Origin of the sequence: Aquisphaera insulae, from assembly GCF_011064615.1 — a bacterium.
Lineage (GTDB): Bacteria > Planctomycetota > Planctomycetia > Isosphaerales > Isosphaeraceae > Aquisphaera > Aquisphaera insulae.
This window is the reverse complement of sequence record NZ_JAALJH010000018.1, coordinates 74,444-99,032: the sequence shown is the minus strand read 5'-3', so window position 1 is coordinate 99,032 and position 24,589 is coordinate 74,444. Positions and strand designations below refer to the sequence as shown.

Sequence of the window (24,589 nt, the reverse complement as noted above, 5' to 3'; positions counted from 1 at the left end):
GTTCGTTACTCGCTGACATGACCGAGCAGGCCCTCCTCACGTTTCAGCCGTCCGCGTATCTCCGCGCCCTTCGTGGTCCAGAGACCGTTATACTGCTCATTGAGCCGATCGAGCTCCTGCCGGACCGCCTTGAACGCCGGGTCGCCTGCCCGCCTGGTCATCCTCTTCACATGGTCGTACTCCTCCTGGAAGATCTTGATTCGCTCGATCAAGGCCAGGACCTCGGGGTCGGACAGGAAGGTGTCCTGAACGCGTTTGTCCAGCCAATCTCGACGTTCGGACACTTCGGGCCTTCGTCGAAGTGGCGACGTGTCAAGCGACCGCTCGAAGAGCACCTCCACGGTTCCGTCGGGCGAGACGACCAGTTCCAGCTCAGAGTCCCTCCTAAGGAAGACAGACTTCCGCCCCGGGGCCATCCCCTCACGTTGGGCATCCACGATAACCGGCCCTGGCGGCAAGGACCGCACACACATCAACGTGTTCGGGAGGGGGTCGACCTGCCTTCCGTTGAGCCAGACCTCGAATGAGCGATCCGGGAGCCGGACGATCACCCGGCTCAATGGGGCAACCATTTCGCGCGACGACATGACGCCCGACCGAATCCAGCGGATGGCGTGAATCACGGCGAAGGCGACGACCGCCAGCGCGGCAAGTCCCACGAGGATCGTCGCCACCGACCGAAACCTGCGAGGCGATCGGCGACTCCTCGTCATCTCCTTCTCAGGGCCGACGTCGTGGTGATCCACGAGGGACTGGCCGAAAGCTGGAGGATCGTTCGATCCGATGGCGTCGGGGCCTTCGGCCGCGCCTCGCTGGCGGGCCGCGAGGCGATCGGCCAGGACCCTCGCCACCTCGTCGGCCGACGAGAACCGGTCGGAGGGTTCCTTGGCGAGGAGCCGATCGATGACCCGGCAGAGCGAATCGGGGATGTCCGGGTTCGTCTCGCGAATGGGCCGGTGGAGGTCGTCGCACACGCGCTTGAGGACGGCGAGCGTCGTCGAGGCCCGGAACGGTGAGCGGCCGGTGCACATGGCGTATAGCACGACGCCCAGGCTGAACAGGTCGGCGCGGTGGTCGATCGCGTCGCCGCGGGCTTGCTCCGGGGCCATGAACAGGGGCGTCCCGGCGACGAACCCGCTGTGCGTCAGGCTGGCGTCGTCCGCGGCCCGCGCCAGGCCGAAGTCGGTGATCTTCACGCGTTCGACGCAGTTCTCGAGCAGGATGTTCGACGGCTTGATGTCGCGATGGACGAGCCCCTGGGCATGGGCCGCCGCCAGCCCCGTCGCGGCCTGCATCCCAATCCGGAGGATCGCGTTCACGTCGAGCGGGACCGGGTCCTCGATCCGGGCCTGGAGTGACCGCCCGGGGATGAACTCCATGACCAGGTAGGGGAGGAGGCCCCGCCACTCATCCACCGAGTGGATCGCCACCACGTGCTCGTTGCGGATCGCGGCCGCCGCGCGGGCTTCGCGGGCGAACCGCTGCCGGGCCGTGCCGCTCGTCGCGAGCTGCGGGGCGAGCACCTTGATCGCCACGGGCCGATTCAACCCCGGGTCGAACCCCCGCAGGACGACTCCCATTCCACCAGAGCCGAGGACCTCGAGCACGCGATACGTCCCGATCGTCCCGAGATCGCCGGGACTCGAGGGGGCGTCCAGAAGCTCCAGCAACTCCGCGGGGGGAACCGCGCCCGACGCCGGGAATGACTCAGTCGCCGCCGAGGCTGCCTGATAGCAGTCCTTCAGCGCCCCGATGACGCGCCTGAGGCCTGGCTCATCCGCAACGGGAGCCGAGCGTAGGGCTTCCAAGCGGCCCGGCAGACCATCACCGCCGGCGAGTGCCTCGAGCCGATCACGGCATGCCGCGCAGCCGTCGAGGTGGCCCTCCAGCGCGATCTGTCGGCCTTCCGGGAGCGTGCCGACGACCAGCCGCTGCCACTCCGCCACGGGAGGACATCCAGACGCCTCGTCAAAAGACTCACCGCTCGAAAGCGCCTCGAGGACGGCCCCGCACGACCGGCAAGCGTCCGTGTGATGTCCGATCACGTCGCTCGCATGGTCCTCGAGGTTGCCGTCCAGGTATCTCTGAATCACCCGGGGCGAAGGGCACGGAATGGATAGCGGGTTCCCATGGCGGTCATACGCAAGCGCCTCAATCCGTTCCTGGCAGTCGCCGCACGACTCCAGGTGGGATTGAAGGCGTACGGTTTCGCCGTCCGGGAGCAACCCGTCCAGCAATCGCTTCAACGCGGAGTCGTCGGGGCAGGTCGCGGCGAAGCTCATGGCGATTCATCCTCCAGCAAGAGGCGTGCATGCTCCCGGATCCGTCCCAGCACGCGGCTCCGGGCGATGTAGAGAGCCCCCAGCGACATCCCGAGCTCCGCGGCGACTTCCTTGTTCGGCCTCCCCTCCACGGCCGTCCTCCAGAAGCCTTGCCAGGTGGCGTCCTCGAACGACGGCCGGACCTGCTCGGCGGCATAGGAAAGGATCCGGAGCTGGTACTCCCGGTCCCATTCTTCCGACGAATCTCCACGCGACGGCTGCGCCTCGAGCAACGCCTGGACGTCCGGATCTCCTGTCGCCTGCGGCGATCGTCGACGAGCCTCCAGGAACGAATTCAGGGCATTGCGCGTCACGGTGAAAAGCCAACCACGAAACGTCCCCCTGCGGGGGTCGTACTCGAGCCGGCCGATTGCGGTTGAGACCGAGCGCAGCACTTCCTGCGTCAGGTCCGCCGCGTCGCAGTCCTGCAAGCCACGCCGCCGCGCCGCCTGGTAGACGAGCGGCGCGTAGATCTCGACGAACTGCTCCCAAGCCAGTCTGTCACCGGGATCCCGGATCCGCAGCAGCAAGCTCGGTCGCGTCGAATCGGGGTGGATCATGCATCGTCTCTCTCCTACCATCCCTTACAGCCGACGCGGCCCGGCCTTTCACCTTCTTCTCCGAAATCAGTCGCCTTCCGTCGTCAGCAAGAACACCGCGAACGACGCCAGCCAGTGCTCGCCCGCGAAATCGCCGCTCGCAACATGCCCGAGGGCGGCCGCCGCGTGGCGTCCGGCCGAGGCCGTGAGCGCGGATCGGGCCGGGTCGTTCGACGGCAGGGCCGCGGCAATGCCCCGCAGGCACCAGGCCCGACTCAGGTTGAGGCCATCCAGATGGACGAGCTGGGGGTCGGACCGATCGGTGACGATCGCCGGATCGAAGAGGGATTTCGGCTCACCCTTCGCGGCCGCCGGCAAGAAGCGGCCGATCCAGCCGCGAAACTCGTCCTTGGACAGGACTCGCCTCATGAGATCGGCCTCGACGAGGACCGGCGAGAAGAAGTCGGCTCCGGAGGGCTCCCATCGGGCCGGGGCGTCGCGGTCGTCGCCGTAGTAGTTCCGCGACCGCTCCTCCACGAGCTTCCGGAGATCGACGTTCCCGGTGGCCCGTGCGTAATCATGGGCGAACGCCAGCCCGAAGGCCGTGTTCGGATGCACGCCCGTGCGGATCGGATAGGTCTGCTTCGGCAGGAAGTCGAGGTAGCGGGCGACGATCGCGTCCGCGAGCGGCCGGAGCGCCTCCGACCATCGCCTCGCGTCCGGGTCATCCCAGCCGCGCAGCTCCTCGGCGAGCTTCAGGAGCCAGGCCCAGCCGTAGGTCCGCTCGAACGATTTGCTCTCCTTGCGGGCGAAGTAGTCCGCCTCGACCTTCAAGTTCGCGGTGGTCAAGTGGTCGTTGAGCAGATGCCGAATCTCGGCCGCCTGGGGAAGGTCGGGGAAGAGCCGGAGCAACCGGCAGAGCGTCCAGTGACCGTGAACGCACGAATGCCAGTCATAGGCCGCGAAGAAGGCCGGATGAAGGCTCCGGGGCGCCTTCACGTCGTCGGGCCCGGCCATCACGTGGTCGAGCTTGTTCGGGTACTCCCTGTTGAGCCCCCTGAGCACGAGCCGCGCGAAGGCGGAAGCCTGATCCTTCGACAGGGGCGGCAGCGTCTCGGCTGCGACCGCATTGGTGGGATTCATGGCCATGATCATCGTCGAACAGGCGGCGGCCGCCACGAGTCGCAGTGAACTCCCCATCCGCATACCCATCCTCCCGGTCAAAGCACCGTGGAACGCAACTCGGGGAAGACCTTGCCGACCTTGGCGAGCAGGTAGTCGCCGTATGTCCCTTCGAACGCGTGGACGCTCGCGCGGTCCCAGCGCTCGGCCGCATCATCGGGCGGTCGATCGCGGCCGGGGATCTCGATCGGGCGGACGGGGGCGGAGAAGCTGGGATCGAAGAAGAACGGGAACGACATTCGATCGCGGGGGGCGGGATTTCGGACGCGATGCGGCGTCGAGCGGTAGACGCCGCCGGTCATCCGGTCCAGCATGTCGCCGATGTTGCAGACGAACGAGCCGGGCAGGGGAGGGGCCGAGATCCAGCTCGACCGCGACTTCACCTCGAGGCCACCGGCATCGTCCTGGAGCAGGATCGTCAGGAGGCCGTAATCCGTGTGCTCCCCGACGCCCCACAAGCTCGGGTCGGCCGACGGCGGGTAATTGAAGATGCGGAAGAGCGTGAGCGGCTCCCGCGTGCCGTGATCGGCGAAATACGCCTCGTCGAGGCCGAGGCCGAGCGCCAGTCCGGCCATGAGGCGATGCCCCAGGTCCGTCATCGCGGCCATGTAGTCGAGCACCGCGTCGCGGAGTCCCGCCGGCCGCTCCGGGAAGAGATTCGGGCCGTGGAGCGGCGTGCCCGCCAGGACGCGAGGGTCCTCCGCGGGCAATTCCTCGCCGAAGTAGAGCCCCTCCTTCTGGTCGGGTTTGCCGGAGGTCAGCTCGTCGCCCACGCGGAAGTACCCCCGCCAGGCCTTGCCCCCCAGGGCCATCCGTATCCGCATCTTCTCCGAGGTCTCGAGCCCGAAGAACGCGCGACTCAGGTCGCGCAAGCGCCCTTGCAGGCCCTCGTCCACGCCGTGGCCAACGACGTAGAAGAAGCCGCATTCCCGGCAGGCCGCGTCGAGCTCACGGGCGACGGCCTCCCGGGCGGAGCGATCCCGGCTCAGGCCGGCGGCGTCGATGATCGGGATACGCGTGAAATCCATCGCCGGTCCCACCGCAAGCCTCCGGGTATGGGGTTATGTCCCGGGTCGTTCGCGTCGGATGATTGTGCATCCAACGCCCATTTTAGCGGATTCGGCCCCGTCATCACGACCTCTCGTGCTTCGACCCGGTCCGATTGCGCCCCGCGGGCCGGTTGCATGATGAACTCTATCGCGTGATCTTGCTACGGTCCCCGTTCCGAAATCCGGAGCACCTGCCCGATGGCCGAGACGACCCTCGCGCGTGACGTGTTGCTCGCCCTGATCGCCGTCCAGAACAACGTCATCAGCCAGGACCAGCTCGTCCAGGCGGTCCGGGCGTGGACCCTGGCGCGATCCATTCCCCTGTCCGATCACCTGGAGGCGATGGGGTTTCTCGGCGAGGACGAGAGGTCCGCCCTGGAGGCGCTGGCCTCGCTGTTCGTCCGGAAGCACGGCAGCACGGAGGCAAGTCTCGCCGCGATGCAGCCGGGGCGAACGTCGATCGAGGCGCTCGCCGCCGTCGGCGATCCGGACCTGCAGGCGACGCTGAGCGTGGTGGGCGGGGATTCCGAGGCGACAACGAACGTGGATGAGTCCACGCCCAATCACGCGATCGGCGAGGCCTCCTCCGGCGGGCAGCGGTTCCGCATCGTCCGCCCCCACGCGCGTGGGGGCCTCGGGGCCGTCTTCGTGGCGATCGACTCGGAGCTCAACCGCGAGGTGGCGCTCAAGCAGATCCTCGCCCCCCATGCGGACGATCCGACGAGCCGACAGAGGTTCCTCCTGGAAGCGGAGGTGACCGGCGGCCTGGAGCATCCCGGCATCGTGCCCGTCTACGGCCTTGGTTCGTACGCCGACGGCCGCCCCTTCTATGCGATGCGGTTCATCAAGGGAGACAGCCTCAAGGATGCGATCGAGCGGTTCCACGCGGAGCGCGGCTCGGATGGTGACCCGGGCCGACGATCCCTGGAGCTGCGAAATCTGCTGCGACGGTTCACCGACGTCTGCAACGCGATCGGCTACGCCCACTCTCGGGGAGTCCTCCACCGCGACATCAAGCCGGGCAATGTGATCGTCGGCAAGCACGGCGAGACGCTCGTGGTGGACTGGGGCCTGGCGAAGCCGCTGGGCCGCGCGGATGCGGTTGTCAGTCCCCCCGAGCCGGCTCTCGTCCCGGCCTCCGGTGTCACCGCGGAGACCGTCGCCGGCAGCGCCATGGGCACCCCCGCCTACATGAGCCCCGAGCAGGCGGCGGGGGAGATCGGCCTCCTCGGGCCGAAGTCCGACGTGTACAGCCTGGGCGCCACGCTCTACTACCTGCTGAGCGGGCGGGCTCCCTTCGAGGGAAAGGTCGGAGAGATCCTGGCCGCGGTCCGCGAGGGTCGATTTCCGGCCCCCCGGGCGGTCGACGCAACCATCGCCCCGGCGCTCGAGGCGATCTGCCTGAAGGCGATGGCCAGCCGCCCGGAGGACCGCTACGAAACCTGCCGGGCGCTGGCCGATGACGTCGATCGCTGGATGGCCGATGAGCCGGTGACGGCCCGCAAGGAGCCGCTCGCCGAGCGCGCACGCCGCTGGATGCGACGCCATCGCACGCTCGTGACGGCGATGGCCGAGACGGCCGTCATGGCGATCGCCGGGCTGGCGGTGGTCCTGAGCGTCCAGGCGCGGGCGAACTCCGAGCTGAGAGCGGCGAACGCCCGAGAAGTGTCGGCCCGCCAGCAGGCGGAGCGGCGATTCGACCTGGCCCGCCAGGCGATCGAGGCGTTCCACACCGGCGCCAGTGAGGACGTGCTCCTGAAGGAGCCGCAGCTCGAGGCGCTCCGCAAGAAGTTGCTGGGATCTTCGCTCGAGTTCTACAAGAAGCTCCAGGCGGTGCTCGAGACCGAGGCCGGCGAGTCGCATCGCGACGAGCTGGCGACGGCCTACGAACAGGTCGCCAAGATTACCGGCCAGGTCGGCTCGCAGGTGGACGCGATCGAGGCCGCTGGTCACGCAGTGACGATCCGAGAGGCGATCGCGGGCGAACGTCCTGGAGATGCCGGAAGCCTGCGAGCCCTGGCGCTCGGGCTCTACCGACAGGGTGAGCTCCAGAGCCTGGCCGGGCGAGCCGATGAGTCCGCCGCGAATCTGCGGAAGGCCATCGAGCTGCAGGAGAAGGCATTGGTCAGCCAGCCCGGAAACGCGAGGGCTCGCAAGGAGCTCGCGTGGAGCCACGACACCCTTGGGAACCTCTTGCACGGACAGCTCAATCGCCCCGAGGATGCGATACGCGAGCATCGCGCGGCGATCCAGCATCTGGAAGCCGTCGTCGCGAGCGACGCCGATCCGGAGTATCGAAGTGCGCTGGCGGACGCCCATCACGACCTCGCCCTGTGCCTCCGCAACGCCGGATCCGCGGCCGAATGCCTGTCCGAGTTCGAGAAGTGCCTGACGATCGGTGAGGAGGTCTGCCGGACCCGTCCGGACGTCCTCGAATACCGGAGAAACCTGGCCTGGCACACGACCAATGCCGGCAGCCTGTTCGTCACGTCCGGCCAGCCGGCGAGGGCCATGAAGGCGTACAGGAGGGCGCTCGAGCTGTGGGAGCCGCTGTTGCGGGAACAGCCGACGGTCTCCCGGCATCGTCGCGGCCTGGCGGACGCTCATCGCGGCATGGCCTGGCTCCTGAATAACACCGGCCGCCCCGCCGAGGGGATCCCCGAATACGAGCGTGCTCTTCGGCTCCATGAACGCCTCGCTGCCGACAATCCGGCTTCGGCCGATGATCGGTCGCTCGTCGCCCTCGTCGAGGCGAACATCGGCGATTCCCTCCGGGCCATCCATCGCGCCGCCGAGGGCCGGCCGCGGCTGGAACACGCGATCGAGGTGCAGCAGGACCTGGTCCGAGACTATCCCCGGGTCCGCGCCTACCGCAGCGACCTCTCGACATCACGGGTGATCCTCGCCTCCCTGCTCAACGAGCTCAAGTTGCCCGGCGACGCCCTCGCCGAGTATCAGCGCGCCGCGGCCTCTTACGCGGAATTGCCGACCCCGGAGCTGATCGACCTCTATAACATCGCCTGCGTCGAGGCACGGATCGGCGACCTCACCCTGGAAGCCGGATCCGGAGAATTGGCCGATCGCAAGGCCGCCGCGACATCACATTACGACCGCGCGATGGGTTCGCTCCGGATGGCCGTCGCGGCCGGCAATCGCCAGTACCAGTTGTTCTCGGAGGATCCGGACCTTGCACCTCTCCGGCCCCGCCCCGACTTTCAGCTCCTGTTGCAGGACATCGCGTTCCCGGCGAGGCCGTTCGGCCCATGAGTCCTCGCGACCTGGCGGCCGACAGGTCCGCCGCGTGGGCACTCGTCGAAGCCGCCTAACGGACGGCCCTGACGCCGTTCTTCCCGCGGAGCCAGGCCGCCAGGCCAGATTCGGTGACGCACGTCTCGCGCAGGCCGATCAGGCGAAGTGCGGGGAGGTCCTTGAGGGTCATCAATCCGGCATCGCCGACCTTCGTTCCGCCGAGGTCCAGGCTCTCAAGTCGCGACAGGCCGGCGAGATGGGCCATCCCGGGATCTCCCACGTGCGTATCCCTGAGCGAGAGCACGCGGAGTTGATAGAGCCCGGCGAGCGAAGCGAGCCCCCGGTCATGGACCTGCGTGCCGTCGAGCCTGAGTTCCCGGAGTCGCTGGTTCCGGAATCCGACGCAGATCATCCCCGCATCGCCGATCCGGGTCTCGCCGAGGTTCAATTCACGTAGGCTGGTGTGAGTGGCGACATCGAACATGCCGGCATCGGTGACCCGGGTCCCCTTGAGGCTCAGGGATTCGAGGCGCCACATGCCCGCCAGGCAGTTCAGGCCGGCGTCGCTGACGTCCGTGTCGCTCAGATCGAGGCGTCTCAGGTTCGTGAGCGATTCCAGCCGAGCGATCCCGGAGTTCCCGACCTTCATCCCTGAGAACGAGATCTCCTCGATCTGCGTGAGGCTCGCAAGCTGGGCCAGGCCGGCATCCGTGGTCCCGGCATCGATGAGCCGCAGCCGTCGAAGGGAGGTCAGGCCGCGCAACTTTGCCAGCGACGCGTCGGTCGTCGCAGGCCCGGAGAGGGTCAGCTCATGCACCTCGTCGACGCCCGCCGTGATCGCGAAGCCCAGAGCCATGCATAGGATAGACATCATAACATCACCTTCCTCGATTGAGCGATGAAAGTCCTCTTCCTGGGACCGTCTCCAGCCCCCTCGATCCTTCGGCAGCGAGGCTCAGAGCATGGGCAGCGAGCGTGGCTTCGGGCCGACCGGGAATGCCGCATCGATTCGCCCGAGCTCGTCGTCGGAGAGGGCCAGCAACCCCGCGCCGGCGTTCTCCGCGGCATGCTCGCCGCGTGACGCCTTGGGAATCGTGAACAGTGGCGGCCGGCGCGACAGGAACGCGAGCGCGACCTGGCGGGGCGTCGCGTCATGGGCCTCGGCGATCGCATGGAGGACCCGCCCGCCCGGCGAGCCGGGCTTCGGGAACTTGCCATGGCCGAACGGGCTGTAGCCGACCACGGCGACACCGTGGGCCTCACACCAGGGGATCACGGCATGCTCGATCGCGCGTTCCTGAAGGTGGTAGAGCACCTGGTTGCACGCGATCCGACCCTCGCCCGCGATCGCCAGGGCCTCATCGAGGTCGTCCGCGTCGAAATTGCTCACCCCCCAGGAGAGGATCTTGCCGGCCTGTCGAAGTTCCTCGAACGCGGCGATCGTCTCCGCGAGCGGATAGGAGCCGCGCCAGTGGAGCAGGTAGCAGTCCAGCCGGTCCGTCTTCAGGCGGCCGAGCGAGCGTTCGCAGGCCGAGATCGTTCCCTTCGCCGAGGCGTTCGAGGGGAGCACCTTGGAGACCAGGAACACCTCGTCGCGGCGTCCGGCGATCGCCTCGGCGACCAGCGGTTCCGCATCGCCGTACATCTCCGCCGTGTCGACGTGGGCCATGCCGGAGTCCAGCCCGTCCCGGATCGATTCGATGGCCACGGCGCGGTCGCCTCGGTCGATCTCCCACGTCCCCTGGCCGATGATCGGGACGTCCTTTCGAGCATTCCCGAAGCAGCGCGTGTTCATCGTCATCGCCTCACGCGCTGAACCGGGAGCCGCCGCCGGACTCCCGGTCCGGCGATCAGCTCAGCTTCCTGCCGATGCGCTTGCGGATGCTGTTATAGTCGGTCAGCGTCACGGCGCCATCCCCGTCGAGATCCGCCCAGATCAGGAGCTCGATGTCCCCGATCCCCCGAATGGCGTTGGCGGCCATGACCGCATCCTGTGCGTTCACCACGCGATCGCCGTTGACATCGCCCGGGAGGACATCGAAGCCCACCGAGAAATCGCCCGCATAGAGATCCTGGACGCGGATGCCGTCGTGGCCGTCGCCGGCCGCGTCGTCGCCGTCCAGCGCCAGCATCAGCCGATCGACGTCCAGGGCCGTCGGCAGGCCCCAGCGGGCGGAGTGCGCGGCCGGGTCGTAATGGAAACTGCTCGGCACGTAAGAGCCGCCGGATCCCCGGAGGACGAGGGCGGCCCCGTCCACCGTAACGTCGTCGCTGAAGACCACCTCGAGGCCCTTGATGTTGTCGAAGGGGAGGTCACGCTTCAGGCCGATCACCGACAGCGAACGGTTGCCCCAGAGGACGCGAACGTCCTGGATCTTCGGATGAACCGCGAGCAGGCCGTCCTGGAAGGTGAAGTCGTAGTTCGCCGCCGTCAGCGTGCCGAGGCCGGCGTGGATCGCGTAGTAGCCCGCCGGGCTGGACGAGGTGGCCGTGGTGGCCAGCGAGGGAGCCCCCGCGACGACCGAAGACGGGTCTCCGTTGCGGAAGCCCGTGATCCCGTAGGTCAGCGCCGGAAGCGAGTCGCCATGATTCATCGACTTCGACGCCGCCGTCACCACGAGCACGGCCTTGCGGACGTCCTGCGTGAACGCCGGAGCTTCCGCCGCGTCGAAGGCGATGTCGCCCGAGTAGGACGCCGTGACGACGTGATGCCCCGCCGGCAGCGAGCCGAACGCCGGAAACGCGGCCTTCCCGCCAACGAGCGCCAGGGGTGTCCCGAACGCCGTGCCGTCGATGAAGAGCTGGATGGTGCCCGACGGAGTTCCGGGCCGACTCGAGGAGACGACCGCCGTGAAGCTCAGCGAGTCGCCATAGGTCGAAGGGCTGAGGCTGGACGTCACGACCACGGAGGTTGGCGCCTGGGAGACGAACTGGATGGTCGCCTGGGCCGAAGTTGGCGTGGCCTGGCGATGACCTACGCCGTCGGTCGCGACGCTGTAAAAGCCATACGCGTGGCCGAACTGGCCGTGGAAGATCGCCGAGGTGTCGGCCGTGCCGGCCTGCCAGGCGGTGAATGGGCCGCCGTCTTGCGAAACGTAGACGTCGTACGAGGCGATGCCGGAGCCCCCCGGTTCGTCAAGTCCCGACCAGCTTACCGTCACGTCGGACGCGTAAGAGATCGCCGGCAGCGAGCCGACGGTGCTCGTGGGGTCGCCGGCGTCGATCGTGTTGAGATAGGGATCGGTGTCGATGGGATCGTTGCGGTCGAAGACGATCGTCGCCTTCGCGTCGATGGCCGTTCCCGAGCGGAGGCCCGCCTTCTGGGCGATCCGATAGGTGACGTAACCGTCTCCCTCCGGCGCGGCGACGTTCGGATGCAGGAAGCCTTCCAGCGGCTTGCCGCGGGGCCGGTCGAACGTGGTCGGGTCGATCGACGTGAACGTCCACGCGAGCTGGCCCGTCAGGACGTTGAACGAGGCCGAAACGTCCACGTAGACGCCGACCAGGGCCGTGGCGTCGATCCGGGTCTGGTAGGACGTCAGGCCCTCGGGAACGAGGAAGCTGAGCCCGGCGAAGCCGAAGTTCCCCAGCTCGAATGTGCTCCAGTCGAGGTCGGAGTCGAGCTGCTGGGTCACGGTGACGACCTGGGCCGGCGCGGAGGCATCCGGCTTGTTCTCGAAGCCGATCCTGTAGGGGAGCGTGGTGTCCGGCAGGATGTGATTCGCCGGGCCGTAGCCCGCGGGTCCGGAGATGTAGTTGGGGTCGTCAGGGGCGACGACCTTCACGTCGGCATGGGCGGAAAGCGACTCGGCGGTGATGGTCGGGGTGTCGTCGCAGGCGATGACGTTTCCGTTGAGGAAGTTGAGCGGCCCGAGATCCCCGCACTGGGGGAGATGGCCGATGCTCTCCGCGTAGATGATCGAACCGGCGGCCACGAAGATGACCAGGACCTCCGCGGCCAGGAGGGTGTAGAGTCCGCCGCTGAGGGCGGCCTCCGCGGCGCCCACTCCCGCCGCCGGAGCCGCGGTCGGTGCCATGCCCAGGCTGGCGGCGCTCGGCAGGCCCGCGGTGCCCGGGAAGCTCGTCACGCCGAGAGACGCCAGGTAATTGGCCGCGAGCGCCTCCTCCGTCGCCAGCTCACCCGTGGCCAGCATCGTGTCGGCAGCCTCCACGCCGTACGGCATCGTCTGGCTGATCCCTTCCTCGACGACGCCTTCCACGAGCTCGGCCATCTCGGCGTCGATCGTGATTCCGTTGAGGAGGATCAGCTCGGGGAGCAGGCCGGTCGGATCCGCCTGATTGACGGGACTGTTCCCGGCATACCGATAGAGGTTGCTGCCGCCCGCCAGGCCGGCCGGGTCTCGGTTGAGGAATCGTCCCAGGCCGGCGTCGTAGAACCGAGACCGCATGAAGTCCAGTCCCGAGCCGTCGCTAACGACGCCAAGCTGGCCGCCGAAGCGGAAGGGGTCGGCCGACGAGCCGGTCGCCGTGAGCGTCTCGCCGAATGGCAGGTAGCTGAAGCTCGCGGCGTAGGTTCCGCCGGCGCCGCTGATGCCCACGGTCGAGCCCGTGCCGTCGAAGTCGTAGAACGAGGACGTCCCGTCGCCGTTGATCCGCCCGACCAGCCCCGCTCCCTGGGTGTACCGCGCGACCAGGTTGAGGCCGGAATCATAAGAGCCGACGACCACGCCGATTCCCCTCGGATCGACGAGGTAATGGGTCGTCACGCCGTTGTGGTTCACGGCGTCCATCGCGCCCAGGGCATTGTAGTGATACGTCCACGAGTCCCCCGGTGCGCGGACCGCGACCAGTCGATTGAACGCGTCATACTGGTAGGTCGTGGTGCCCCCCGGGCCGGTCTTCGAGATGGTGTTCCCGTCGGCGTCGTAGGAGTAGCTGACGCCGCCGACCGCCGTGTACTCATTGAGGTTGTTCACGCCGTAGGTGACCGTGGCACCGCTGTCCGAGACGGTCGCGCGGTTCCCCATCGCGTCGTAGGCGTAGACGATCGTCCGGCCGCCGGGGAGGATCACCTTCGTGAGCTGGCCCGCGGCATCGTAGGCGTAGCTCGTGGTCCCGTCGGTCGTCGTCACGCTGGACCGAAGGCCGTCGTCGTTGTAGCCGTAGACGAACGACGAGTTGATCGACGTGTCGGGCGCGCGGTTGATGAGCTTGAAGAGATGGCCCGCCGCGTCGTATTCGTAGTTCGTGTACGAGCCGTTGCCGTGCGTCGCCAGCACCATCTGCCCCAGGTCGTTGTAGTTGTAGGTCACCACGACGTCCCCCAGGCTATCCGTCACCTGGTAGAGCAGCCCCTGGGCGTTGTAGGCGTAGTCCTCCGCGAGTCCGTCCTGATCCCCGCGCTGGATGAGGCGGCCTCCGGAGTCATAGGCGAACGTCAGGAGCTGGCCGTCGGGATAATCGATCTCCGTCATCGCGGTCGGGTAGTCCGCGTCGTCGTACCGCATCCGGATCGTCCCGTCGCGATCGGTCACCGCGACGAGGTTCCCGAGGGCGTCGTAGCCGTAGACGGTCGCCGAGCCATCCGGCAGCGACCGCCGCGTCAGCCGGCCCCTGGCGTCGTACTCGTAGCGGATCGCCTGGCCCCGGGCGTTGGTGGTGACAGTCGGATTGCCCGCGGAATCGTAGGTGATGCTCGAGGTCGATCCGTCCGCGTAGACGATCCCGGTGACGAGCCTGCGGCTCGTGTCGTAGAGGAACCGGGTGGCGTTGCCCAGTGCATCCTCGAACCGCGTCATCTCGGCGAAGGCGTTATATGTCGAATGCGTGGTATTTCCCAGGGCGTCAATCTGGTAGGTCGGGTTGCCATTCTCGTCGTAGATCGTCGAGCTGGAGGACGTCGAGGGGAGCTTCACGAGCTTCGGACGCCCGTAGCCGTCGTAGTCGATCCTCGTCTGCTTCTGGAGCGCATCGGTGACCAGGACGGGGCGTTCGCTGATGTCCGTGAGCACGGTCGTGGTCTGGTTGTGCGCGTCGGTCGCCTTGTAGCCGCCCCCGGTGAGATACTCATAGGTGACCTTGCCGAGCCCGCCGTCGCGAGTCACCTGCGCGAGTCGCCCGTAGTTGTCGCTGTCGTAGGAGAAGTTCACGTGGGTGCCGTCCGCCGCGGTCACGGCGGCGAGCGCACCGTCGGCCCGGCTCTTGACGTCGGCGACGTAATCGTACGCGTCACGGCCGCCGATGCCGGTGGCCGAGGCCAGGTGCTGGCCGGTGGCGTCGTAGGTGAAGGCCCGCACCAGGCCGTTGGGCAGGGTGATCGACGTGACGTGGCCGCTCGCGTTGTAGCCGAGCGTGACGACGTCCCCGTTGGTGTGGGTCAGGCTCGTCATCCGGCTACCGGTGTAGCCGGCGGTGATCGAGTTGCCGCTGGCGTCCTCGGTCGAGAGGAAACGGCCCTTGATGTCGAAATAGAGGATGGATCCGTCGCGCTCGATCAGCCGCCAGCCGGCGCCCGCCGAATCGAAGATCGAGCCGTCCGCCGAGACGGAGTTGTACGAGCCGTCCTTCATCGGGACATATCGTCGGTTGGAGGCCCCGAAGCGCACGTTGGCCACGTTCATGTCGTCGAACGTCAGCCCGATGTCCCAGGTCGACGACCAGCCCTGACCGAACAGCCCTTCGGTGTGCCGACCGGTGATCGACGACGCGAACGACCGGCCGAAGACGAACGACAGGCCTGGCTCGTCGTACGAGGCGTCGACGGCCGTGGCCTGCGTCGGGCCGAGCATCTCCGCGTTGGCCTTCTGAAGCTCATACGTGATGAGCTTCGAGGTATCCGTGATGGTCTGGCCGAGGCCGGCGAAGTAGGCGATGTCCGTCGAGAAGACGGCCTGCATCTGGCCCACGGTGTCGCCCATCGTGCGGACGAAGTTCCCGTAGACCATACTCCAGACGGACGGCGACACCCCGTCGGGGCGGTACTCGTCCTCCATCGAATACCAGTCGATCTTGCTCTCTCCCCCGGCCGAACCGAGGTCGAAGCTGCTCGTCGAATCGCGGCCGCCCGTCGGGGAGAAGATGAACCCCGAATGAAAGCTGCCATGCGGACTCACGATCACGCTGCTGATCATCGATGAGGTGGGAAAGACGAGCTTCGCATTGCTCCCCGCCAGGCTCGAGACCGGGATGACGGCCGGCGCGTCCCCGTCATTCCGGAAGGTCACGTCGAGAATGATCGGCTCGCCTACTCCGACCTCACCCGGCGCGATGATGACCGTGGTCACCAGCGGGCCGCTCGCCCCGCTCTTGATGTCGAGCGCCTTCGGGGCCGTCGAGGTACGGCTGCCGTCCTGGGCGATCACCGAGTAGGTGTCGACCGCGACTCCGCCGGGGTTGAACGTCGCCTGCAGGTGCTGCGAGTCCACGAACGTAACGGTCAGCGGCTTGAACGAGGATCCGTGGCCCTCGAAGGTGAGCTTCGTGTCCGGCGTGAAACCGGAGCCGGTCAGGGTCATGTTGCGGACGCCGGCCGAGTTCCATGTCTCCACGGGCGTGAAGTCGAGGATGCCGAACGGCGTCAGCTTCGCCTCGATCGTGAACGCCTTGCCCGCGGACGCCCCCTCGCGCCCATGGAGCAGGATGTAATAAGTCCCGGCCTTGCCGTCGGGGAGGACGATCGACGGGTTCAGGTCCGACAGGCTCGACGATGCGAGATCATGGACCGATCGCGTCGGCGCTGCGGCGAAGCGGACGACGAACTCGGATTCCATCGCCGCGGCGAAGGTCGCGGAGATGGAGACGTTTGCCCCCGGGGGCACCGTCACCTTGTAGAGGATATCCTGCCCCTCCGCGATTGTGCCGCCGACGGGCGTGCCCAGGGTCAGCGGATTGACGCGCGCCTGCACGGCCACCGGCGAGGCGACGATGTTACTGGAGCGATCCGCGTCCGGCACCTGGAGCGAGCTATCCGCGACGACGATCAGGCGGTATGAGCCATCTCCCGTCGCGGGGAGTGCGGCCTTGACGCTCGACGCGTAGCTGCCCAGCGTCGCGAGCCCTCCGCCGTGATCGACGCGGCCCAGGAGCAGGTCATCGGCGCTCAGAGTGTCATCCTGCGAGAGATAGACGGAGTCGGTCCATGTCCCTGACGCGGGCGTGCCCTGGTTGGTCACGGTGAAGCCGACCGTGACCTGGTCGCCGGGGCTGACCGGATTCGGGCTCACGGTCACGCCGCTCACCGCCAGGTCGGCGGCCGACGCCAGGCCGACCAGGTCGAAGTGGGTCGGCGAGGACAGCGTGCCGAAGACGTCGTTGCCGTTGATCTTCGGGACGACGATCGCGCCGAAGGCCCCAGCAAGACCCGCGTAGGTGAGGACCGGAAAGGCCTGGCCGACCTTCGGGCCGAAGCCGCTTCCCAGGGTCGCGACGAGCGTGCCGGCGAGCGTTGCCGTGCCCGCGACGGCGATCCGGTCGTAATCCGAGGTCGCCGCCCCGGCGACCTTGACCGTCAGCGTGCCCCCGGCGGCCTGCGTGTAATTCCCCTGGATGGACAGCGTGGCCGGCAGTTCGCCCAGGTCGAGCAGGCCGGAATTCACCAGGTCGGCCTGGACCGTACCGAAGGCTCGCATGGCTCCGCCCTGGATGTCCACCCCGCCCGCGGCGACGAGCGTCCCGCCGAGGATCTTCGTGGTCCCTGCGATCTGGGTATATGCCGGGACCGTCAACTTGCTCCCCGCGCCGATCGTGACCGTGCCGCGATTGACCAGCGGCCCCGAGGTGGTCAGCGAAGCCCCGCCGGTCAGCGTCAGCGAGGCCGTCGCCGCGTTCGTCGTCAGGTCCCGGAGGAGCGGCGTCGAGCTGATGTCCCGGAAGATTCCGGACGTTGGCCCATCGATCGCGACGTTGGCGGCGTTGGTCGCGAGTGTAAGCTTGTCGATCAGGAGATAGCCCCCATTCGCCGCGGCCCACGTCCCGCCAGTCAGGGTGTTGTTCGACAGGTTCGCGAGGTTCGCCACCTCGATCCGACCGTTGCCGTCGGCCCGAATGGTCCCCCGGTTGTCGATCAGGCCGCTTCCCGCGCCGCCGATGGAACCTGACGTCCCGGTCAGGATCACGTCGGGCCCGATCGTCAGCACGTCTCCTGCGTTGGGTGAATAGAGCAACGCCCGCGTGGCCGTGGTGCTCTTCTCCGAATTGAGGAAGCGGACCGTGCCGGCACCTCCCAGCGCCTGGGAGCCCTCGAAGCGGAGCGATGTGTAGTCCATCAGGATCAGTCCATTGTCGAGCGTCAGCCCGTCGCGGATGACGAAGTCCCTCTGCGCATCGAACCGCGAGCCGTCGAGCGTCCCGGCGAGCGTGACGCCATCGAGCGTCCCGCCGTACATCAGCAACGCCGCCGAGCCCGAGGTCGTCACGCGACCGCCGACGATTGCGCCTCCGTATCTCAGATAGACCGGCCCGGTCGTCGCGTCATCCAGCACGAAATTGCCGTCGTTCGTGAGCGTCCCGATGATGAGGATGCTGCCGCCCAGGCCACGCAGCGTCCCCAGCGTGGAGGTCTTGAACGAGCCTCCGAGATAGAGGGTGGAGGAGGTCTCACGGATCGAGCCCGGATTCGTCCAGGTGCCCAGCAACTGGATCGTCGAGGCGTTCACGCCTTCGATCGTCCCCTCGTTCGCCCACGCGCCCGTGAAGTTCAGGTTGCCGCCGTCCGCCATGATCGACGACGAGGCCGGCAAGGTCGCCGCATCGGCATTCAGCGTCGCCTGGCTCGAGATTGCGATCGCCCCGGGGTTCGACCAGGTGCCGAACGCGTTGATCGTCGTCTTCGACGAACCCTCGATACGGCCCGAATTGGTCCAGGTCCCGGACAGGTTCGCGAACGTCGCGCCGAATCGGAGCGTCCCGGTGTTCGTCCACGAGCCCTGGAGGGTGGCGGTCGAGCCGGAATTCGAATAGTCGATCGTCGCGCTGTTCGTCCAGGTGCCGTCGAGCACGATGTAGCTGTTGACCGCGGTGATGTTGGCCTTGTTCGTGCCATTGCCGGACCAGTAGAGGCGAGCCGAGTCCAGCGAGATCGGTACGGAGTTGGTCCAGGTCGCCTGGCCGATCGCGAAGATCCCGCCGTTCTTCGCCTGCACCGGATCGGCATTGGTGACCGTCCCCAGGAGGTCCACCTCGGCGGCGAAGCCGTCGATGACGATCGGAGTGCCGCCCGAGATCGCCCCCGCGCCACTGAACGAGAGCTTCTGCTGTCCGGCCTTCATCGTGATCGGCCCCGTGGCCGTCCAGGAGCCACCCGCATCGCTCGTAACCTGGGCGCTACCGGTATCGACCAGGATTGGCCCGCGGACGTCGATGTGGCCGATACCGGCGTTGATCGTGAACGACCCGGCCATCGTGATCCCCGTCGCGATATCAAGCTGGCCGCCCGCGGACGTGAAGGCGATCCCGCCTCCCCCTCCGCCGCCGCGGATCGTGCCGGTCCCCGCGAGCGCCTGCGTGCCCGCGAACAGCAGGACCCCGTTGAATCCCAGCAAGGCCTGCCCGCCGGACAGCGTCAAGCCGCTGCCGGCGATGTTCACGCCGTCGCCGCTCCTGGGGAAGTCGAGCGTCCCCGTGAGCGTAATGTCGCGCAGCGTGCCCACCGACGAGATGAATCCTCCGGTGAACGGGTTCGCGTGGAGCGTCACGGCCACGGTCCCGTTCTTGATCGTCCCGTTGAGCAGGGCCCAGGCGCCCGGCCCGGCGGTCGTGTCCAGGGCCCGGGTCGCCAGATCGAGGGTCCCCTCGACGATGAATAGGTCCTTGCCGGCCGCGGCCCGCGTATACGAGCCGAGCGTATCGAGCGTGAAGTCGCCGCCGAGATAGACCCAGCCCGTGCCCGCCGATTCCAACGAGCCCAGGTTGCTCCACACGCCGTGCAGCTTCAGGTTCCCGCCGTCCGAGAGGAGCCGACCTCCCGCGGCGTTGGTCCACGCGCCGTCGAGGATCAATGTCCCGCCATTCGTCGCCGAGATCGTGCCATGGTTCACGAGCGAGCTGCTGATCGTCAGCGTGTGCGGGTCGCTCTGAGCGTCGGCCGTGATCGTACCCTGGTTGTCGATGGTCCCCGTGCCCGAGCTGATCGAAGCCCAGTAGTTCTGCGCCGTGTACTCGATGGTGACGCCCGGCGCGACCGTCAGCTTCCCGCCGTCGCCCGTCAGGGCGATGAGGCCCTCGGGCATGGTGACGGTCCCCGTGCCGCCCAGGGTCTGGGTCCCGGAGAAGCTGAGCGTGCCCTCCATCCAGACCGTCCCGCCGTCGAGGCGGAGGCCCGCCCCGTGGACGACGATGGTGTCGCGGTTGTTGGCGTAGTGGAGCGAGCCGGCGATCGTCACATCCTGGAGCGTGCTGGTGGCACCGCCGAAAATCGACGCATTATCATTCGTCTCCAGGGTCGTCCCCGCCGCGACCGTGGCGTTGGCGAGCGTGGCCCCCACGATCCACACCGTTGCGGTGTCGCGGATCGTCCCCGAGACGTCCAGGGTCCCGGCCCTCAGGAGGATCGGGCTCGACGCGGTGATGCTGCGAGCATGATCGGTGGTCGCGGCCAGGTGGGTGATCTTCGAGCCACCGGCGTCGATGATGACGTCGTCGCCCGCCCCGGGCACGACGCCGAACTCCCAATTTGCCGCATCGCCCCAGTCGCCCCCGACGGGGTTGATCCAGTGGACGGTGGAGAGCATCTGCCGGGCTTCCAGGACCTCGAACATGACGAGGGTCCGTCGCGCCCGCCGTCGCTTCAGCCTGAGCACGCCGCGTGCCGCGGAGAGGGAGTCTCGGTGTCGCATGGTCGTCGTGTCCAGGTGGTGCGCAACCGGAGCCGGCTGCCGGAGGAGGAGAGGACTTCGATCAGGTGACTCACTGGGGGTGAATGACCCAAGCGCATGGGTTGCGGGACACGACTCCTCGGAAAAAGGCCGAATTCGGCGGAGGAACACCAATGCACGCACACACAAAAAATCGACATCGTCACGAGCGTGGGGCGGCTTGGAGCGTTGAAGGCCACGCCTCGCGAATGCAGAATCTTTCATCCGCCGGGATGGTTCGGACCGGGGAAATCAACGAGGTGGTCGAGTCGCTGCGATCGTCCTGGAATTGAGGGGCACCGATGTCACTATCCGATTATCTCTTCGGCCGGCCGCTGGCGACCGACGAGGAGGGCGAGCAGCGGGTCGGTGTCTGGGCGGGCATCCCGATGCTCGGCCTGGATGCACTGGGCTCGGCCGCCTACGGGCCCGAGGCCGCCCTGACGCTGCTGATCCCGCTGGGCGCGGCCGGGATCGGCTACGTCGGGCCGATCACGACGCTCATCATCCTCCTGCTGCTGGTCGTCTACATCTCCTACCGGCAGACGATCGCGGCGTATCCGCACGGCGGCGGCTCCTATACCGTGGCGCGCGAGAACCTGGGGACCACGGCCGGCCTCATGGCGGCCGCGGCGTTGATGCTCGATTACGTCCTCGTGGTGGCCGTGGGGATCTCGGCGGGCGTCGGCGCACTTGTCTCCGCCGTGCCGATCCTCCAGCCCTACATCCTGCCCTTGTGCCTCCTGATCCTGGCGATCATCACCGCGGTCAACCTGCGAGGTGTCCGCGAGTCCGGGATGGCCTTCCTGGTGCCGACCTACCTCTTCATCGTGTCGATGCTCGCCGTGCTGGCCATCGGCGTGGCCAGGGCCGTCCTGTCCGGGGGCCGGCCGGTCCCGCTGGAGCCTCCGGCGCCACAGGGTTCGGCGCAGGCCGCGGCGGGGCTCTGGATCCTGATGCGTGCGTTCGCCAGCGGCTGCACCGCGATGACCGGCGTGGAGGCCGTCAGCAATGGCGTCTCCGCCTTCCATGAGCCGACGGTCCGATATGCACGCCGCACCTTGACGGTCATCATCGGCGTGCTGGCCGTGATGCTCGCGGGGATCGCCTACCTCTGCCGGGCCTATGGCATCGGCGCGACGGAGCCGGGCGGGCCGGGATATCAGAGCGTCCTCTCCCAGCTCGTCGCCGCGGTGGTGGGGCGCGGGGCCTTCTACTACGTGACGATCGGGTCGGTCCTGGGCGTGCTGGCACTCTCGGCGAACACCGGATTCGCGGATTTCCCCAGGCTCTGCCGCGTGGTCGCCCAGGACGGCTACCTGCCCAATGGCTTCCTCCACCGAGGCCGTCGGCTCGTCTATAGCTGGGGCATCCTGGTCCTGGCCGCCCTCTCCGCATTGCTGCTGATCGTCTTCGGAGGGATCACGGACCACCTGATCCCGCTCTTCGCGGTCGGCGCCTTCCTCGCCTTCACGCTCTCGCAGGCCGGGATGGTCGTGCACTGGCGGCGTGAGGGGGGGCCGCAGGCCGAACGATCGGCGCTCATCAATGCCGTCGGCGCGGCCAGCACGGCCGTGACCCTGGTCATCGTCCTGGTGTCCAAGTTCGCCGAGGGCGCCTGGATCATGACCCTGCTGGTGCCGACGCTACTTGTCTGCTTCACCCTCGTCCGCGCCCACTACCGCGCCGTGGGAAGGGAAGTCGCCTCGGACTTGCCCCTCGATGCATCGGACCTCCGGCCGCCGATCGCCCTGCTGCCGATCCGGGGCTGGAGCGCCATCACCCGGAAGGCGCTTCGCTTCTCGTTGAAGGTCGCCGACGAGGTGTACGCGCTCCACATCGCCGACGACGAGCATGCGATGGTCGCACTCGAGGAAGGATGGGAGCCGAAGGTCCGCGAACCCGCGCGGGCGGCGGGCCTGATCCCGCCGAAGCTGATCGTCGTGTACTCCCCGTACCGCCGCCTCTATGCACCGCTCAAACAGGTGGTCTCCGACCTTCAGAAGACCCACCCCGACCGGGACATCGCCGTGATCATCCCCCAGCTCGTGGGCACCCGCTGGTATCACTACCTGCTCCACAACCAGACGGCCTCGGTCATCAAGATTTACCTGCTCCTGAGCGGATTCCGCCGCGTCGTCGTGATCGACGTGCCGTGGTATCTGTCCGATGGCGAGGGCCGGGAAAAGCCGGACACGGGGAATTCCGCCGCCGCGGCCCCCTCCGCGTCCCCATGACGTGGTCCCGGCGGATCGTCAGCGGGCCTGCGGGCCCCGTTTCAGCTCCGACGACCAGATCGATTCGAGCTCCCAGGCCCGGAGGCTGCGCAACGTCACCCGCCCCTTCCGCGAGAAGAGGTCGACGCCCCGCGATCCTTCGGCTGGGAAGACCAGCGAGGTCAGCACGGTCCGGCCGTCGTCCGCGAAGACTTCCACCGAACACTGATCGACGAAGATCCGAAGCCGGAGAGTCCTGCCGATTGCGGGATGGGGCGCCGTCACCCGCTTCGGGAATTTCGGATCGAAGCCGACATCGCCCGACTCGCGGCGGTCGAGGGAGAGGCTCGAGATCGCGGCGTCGTAGCCGAGGCTCGTCCGCCGGCCCTCGCCGACGCAGAGGTTCAGGCCGAACTCCGCCTCCGCGCCCTCCCAGGCGAATTCGGCCTCGAGCTCGTAGCTGTTACGACCCGGGCGGAAGTCCAGGGGCTCGAGGCCATCGCGGAGGGCGTGCGGGGCGGCCGTCCAGCCACCCTGTCGGAGCGAGGCGAGCTCCGGGATCGGCCGCTGGAGGAGCCGATAGCCCGATCCCGACCTCGATCTCGCCAGCCGGACCTCGCGAGGGATCGACTCGACGCCCTTGCCCCACGAGGTGGGGACGGTCCGGGCGTATTCCCAGTTCCCCATCCAGCCCAGCCAGACCGTGCGGTCCGACCGCTCGCCGTAGGATCGCCAGGCCCGGACGGCGTAGAAATCCGGCCCCCAGTCGATCCAACTCGCGTGCTCGCGGCCGTGGTCGAGGAGGACGTCGGAGAAGACGATCTGATCGATCGAGACGTTGGCCCAGTCGCCCCGGCCGAGGTCGATGATCCTCAGGCGTGCGGGCTTCCCCTTCCAGGGCCGAACGTCCCAGCCGTCCCAGCGGAGGATGTCGCTGTTGCGGCCCGTGGAGGAGCGGACGACCCGGCCGTCCACGACCAGCTCGATGCCGGTCTCGCCCGGATGATCGCCGCCGCCGATCAGGAAGTTGATGCAGGGTTTCGTGACGGTGAACGGCGGCGATGTCAGGCGGCCGGTCGCTCGCGGCCCGGCGCGACGGGTCGAGACGAGCCGCTTGCCGAGATATCCGGCGATCGGCCGCTCGCCCGCGTCTGGCCCGCGTCCGAAGGCGTCTCCCTCGGCCTTCCAGCCGTCGTACTGATCGCCTTCAAAACTCGCGAAGACCTCGCCCGGCAGGTCCGCGCCACGGACCAGGGCGGCCGCATGGGCCGGATCGACGTGGAACCGCGTCCCGTCGAAGTCCCCCACGAAGTACTGGCCCTTGTTCGGCCCGATGCCGCAGATCAGGACCCATCGCGGCTCGGTCGAGTCCCCCTCGACGGGCAACCTCACGAGGCCGGGAACCTCCCAGATCTGCTCGCTCGCCCCGACGGGCCCGAAGGCGCTCAGGAACGTCCACGACTTCAGGTCGGGCGAGCCGTAGAAGTGGACCTTGCGATCCTCCGGCAGGGCGACCACCATGACCCATCGCCTCGTGGGCTCGTGCCAGAAGACGTCCGGGTCGCGGAACGACTTGCTCCCGATGTCGAGGACCGGATTGCCGGGATGGAACCGGAAGGTCTCGCCGCCGTCATCGCTGACGGAGAGGGACTGAGCCTCCCGGCCATCCTCCCTCCGATGAGCGGTGTAGACCGCGATGAGCGGCGGAACCGGCCTCCGGCCGAGCCCGCTCGTCGCGGCCTCATCGACGACCACGCTCCCCGAGAAGTAGGCGAACGAGCCGTCGTCACCCTTCATGGGGGAGGGCAGCTCACGCCAGTGGACCAGGTCATCCGAGACCGCGTGGCCCCACCAGAACAGGTGATACTTGCCTCGATGATGAACCAGCCCGTCCGGGTCGCCGATCCATCCCGATCGCGGCGTGAAGTGGTACTGGGGGCGATACTTCTCGGCATGGGGGCGTATCTCCTGGCCGGCTGCCGTCGAGGCCAGCAGGCAAACGAGGCAAAGCCACCGCGATCGATTCGTGCCGGGCATCGCAGATTTCCTGCAAACCTCGAGATTCCTTGGGGCCCCGGGTGAGCACCGTCGGACCATGTCACCCTCGTGGACCTGGTCACTCTACGATGGTTCGTGGAAGCGAACCACAGGGCGACCGGACCGTGACGGTTATCGTTGCCACCACAGTCCGCCCTGCGATCGACAAGGAGCATGCACACAGTC

General features: G+C 67.8%; 10 protein-coding genes. 2 read left to right on the top strand and 8 right to left on the bottom strand.

Annotated features, from left to right (window positions below):
- Positions 1–5 precede the first annotated feature (5 nt).
- The 4 genes from G6O54_RS12680 to G6O54_RS12665 all read right to left on the bottom strand — a co-directional run bounded on the left by G6O54_RS12680 (position 6) and on the right by G6O54_RS12665 (position 5,070).
- On the bottom strand, positions 6–2,282 hold the full coding sequence (locus G6O54_RS12680) for a protein kinase domain-containing protein (protein ID WP_165225655.1): 2,277 nt from the start codon (positions 2,280–2,282) through the stop codon (positions 6–8).
- The gene (locus G6O54_RS12675; protein ID WP_165225653.1) at positions 2,279–2,881 is read right to left on the bottom strand and encodes an RNA polymerase sigma factor; all 603 of its coding nucleotides are present in this window, start codon (positions 2,879–2,881) and stop codon (positions 2,279–2,281) included. Before G6O54_RS12675 ends, G6O54_RS12680 begins: the two co-directional genes overlap by 4 nt.
- A 66-nt stretch (positions 2,882–2,947) precedes the next feature.
- A complete protein-coding gene (locus G6O54_RS12670; protein WP_214654226.1) occupies positions 2,948–4,060 on the bottom strand; it encodes a DUF2891 domain-containing protein in 1,113 nt (370 codons plus the stop codon).
- Positions 4,061–4,080: 20 nt separating this feature from the next.
- A complete protein-coding gene (locus G6O54_RS12665; protein WP_165225649.1) occupies positions 4,081–5,070 on the bottom strand; it encodes an isopenicillin N synthase family dioxygenase in 990 nt (329 codons plus the stop codon).
- 219 nt (positions 5,071–5,289) lie between these two features.
- On the opposite strand from G6O54_RS12665, the gene G6O54_RS12660 reads away from it, so the two are divergent.
- Positions 5,290–8,358, top strand: a complete 3,069-nt coding sequence (locus tag G6O54_RS12660; RefSeq protein WP_165225646.1) for a serine/threonine-protein kinase — start codon at positions 5,290–5,292, stop codon at positions 8,356–8,358.
- A 55-nt stretch (positions 8,359–8,413) separates the two neighbouring features.
- Here the strand turns inward: G6O54_RS12660 and G6O54_RS12655 are convergent, their stop codons facing one another.
- From G6O54_RS12655 to G6O54_RS12645, 3 genes are all read right to left on the bottom strand, one after another.
- Complete coding sequence (locus G6O54_RS12655) at positions 8,414–9,196, bottom strand: leucine-rich repeat domain-containing protein (protein WP_165225643.1); 783 nt, start codon at positions 9,194–9,196, stop codon at positions 8,414–8,416.
- Positions 9,197–9,295: 99 nt separating this feature from the next.
- Positions 9,296–10,135 carry an aldo/keto reductase gene (locus tag G6O54_RS12650; protein WP_165225640.1) on the bottom strand — a complete coding sequence of 280 codons (840 nt, stop codon included), beginning with the start codon at positions 10,133–10,135 and terminating at the stop codon, positions 9,296–9,298.
- 55 nt (positions 10,136–10,190) lie between these two features.
- The gene (locus G6O54_RS12645; protein WP_165225637.1) at positions 10,191–20,132 is read right to left on the bottom strand and encodes an RHS repeat-associated core domain-containing protein; all 9,942 of its coding nucleotides are present in this window, start codon (positions 20,130–20,132) and stop codon (positions 10,191–10,193) included.
- A gap of 320 nt (positions 20,133–20,452) precedes the next feature.
- On the opposite strand from G6O54_RS12645, the gene G6O54_RS12640 reads away from it, so the two are divergent.
- Positions 20,453–22,387: an APC family permease gene (locus G6O54_RS12640; protein WP_165225634.1), complete on the top strand. Its 1,935-nt coding sequence runs from the start codon at positions 20,453–20,455 to the stop codon at positions 22,385–22,387.
- 18 nt (positions 22,388–22,405) lie between these two features.
- Here G6O54_RS12640 and G6O54_RS12635 read toward each other — a convergent pair whose 3' ends face one another.
- The gene (locus G6O54_RS12635; protein WP_165225630.1) at positions 22,406–24,403 is read right to left on the bottom strand and encodes a glycoside hydrolase family 32 protein; all 1,998 of its coding nucleotides are present in this window, start codon (positions 24,401–24,403) and stop codon (positions 22,406–22,408) included.
- Positions 24,404–24,589: the final 186 nt, after the last annotated feature.

Bases quoted from the DNA above. Each gene is read 5' to 3' on its own strand.
- G6O54_RS12680 (WP_165225655.1), bottom strand. From the start codon at position 2,282: ATGAGCTTCGCCGCGACCTGCCCCGACGACTCCGCGTTGAAGCGATTG.
- G6O54_RS12675 (WP_165225653.1), bottom strand. From the start codon at position 2,881: ATGATCCACCCCGATTCGACGCGACCGAGCTTGCTGCTGCGGATCCGG.
- G6O54_RS12670 (WP_214654226.1), bottom strand. From the start codon at position 4,060: ATGGGGAGTTCACTGCGACTCGTGGCGGCCGCCGCCTGTTCGACGATG.
- G6O54_RS12665 (WP_165225649.1), bottom strand. From the start codon at position 5,070: ATGGATTTCACGCGTATCCCGATCATCGACGCCGCCGGCCTGAGCCGG.
- G6O54_RS12660 (WP_165225646.1), top strand. From the start codon at position 5,290: ATGGCCGAGACGACCCTCGCGCGTGACGTGTTGCTCGCCCTGATCGCC.
- G6O54_RS12655 (WP_165225643.1), bottom strand. From the start codon at position 9,196: ATGGCTCTGGGCTTCGCGATCACGGCGGGCGTCGACGAGGTGCATGAG.
- G6O54_RS12650 (WP_165225640.1), bottom strand. From the start codon at position 10,135: ATGAACACGCGCTGCTTCGGGAATGCTCGAAAGGACGTCCCGATCATC.
- G6O54_RS12645 (WP_165225637.1), bottom strand. From the start codon at position 20,132: ATGCGACACCGAGACTCCCTCTCCGCGGCACGCGGCGTGCTCAGGCTG.
- G6O54_RS12640 (WP_165225634.1), top strand. From the start codon at position 20,453: ATGTCACTATCCGATTATCTCTTCGGCCGGCCGCTGGCGACCGACGAG.
- G6O54_RS12635 (WP_165225630.1), bottom strand. From the start codon at position 24,403: ATGCCCGGCACGAATCGATCGCGGTGGCTTTGCCTCGTTTGCCTGCTG.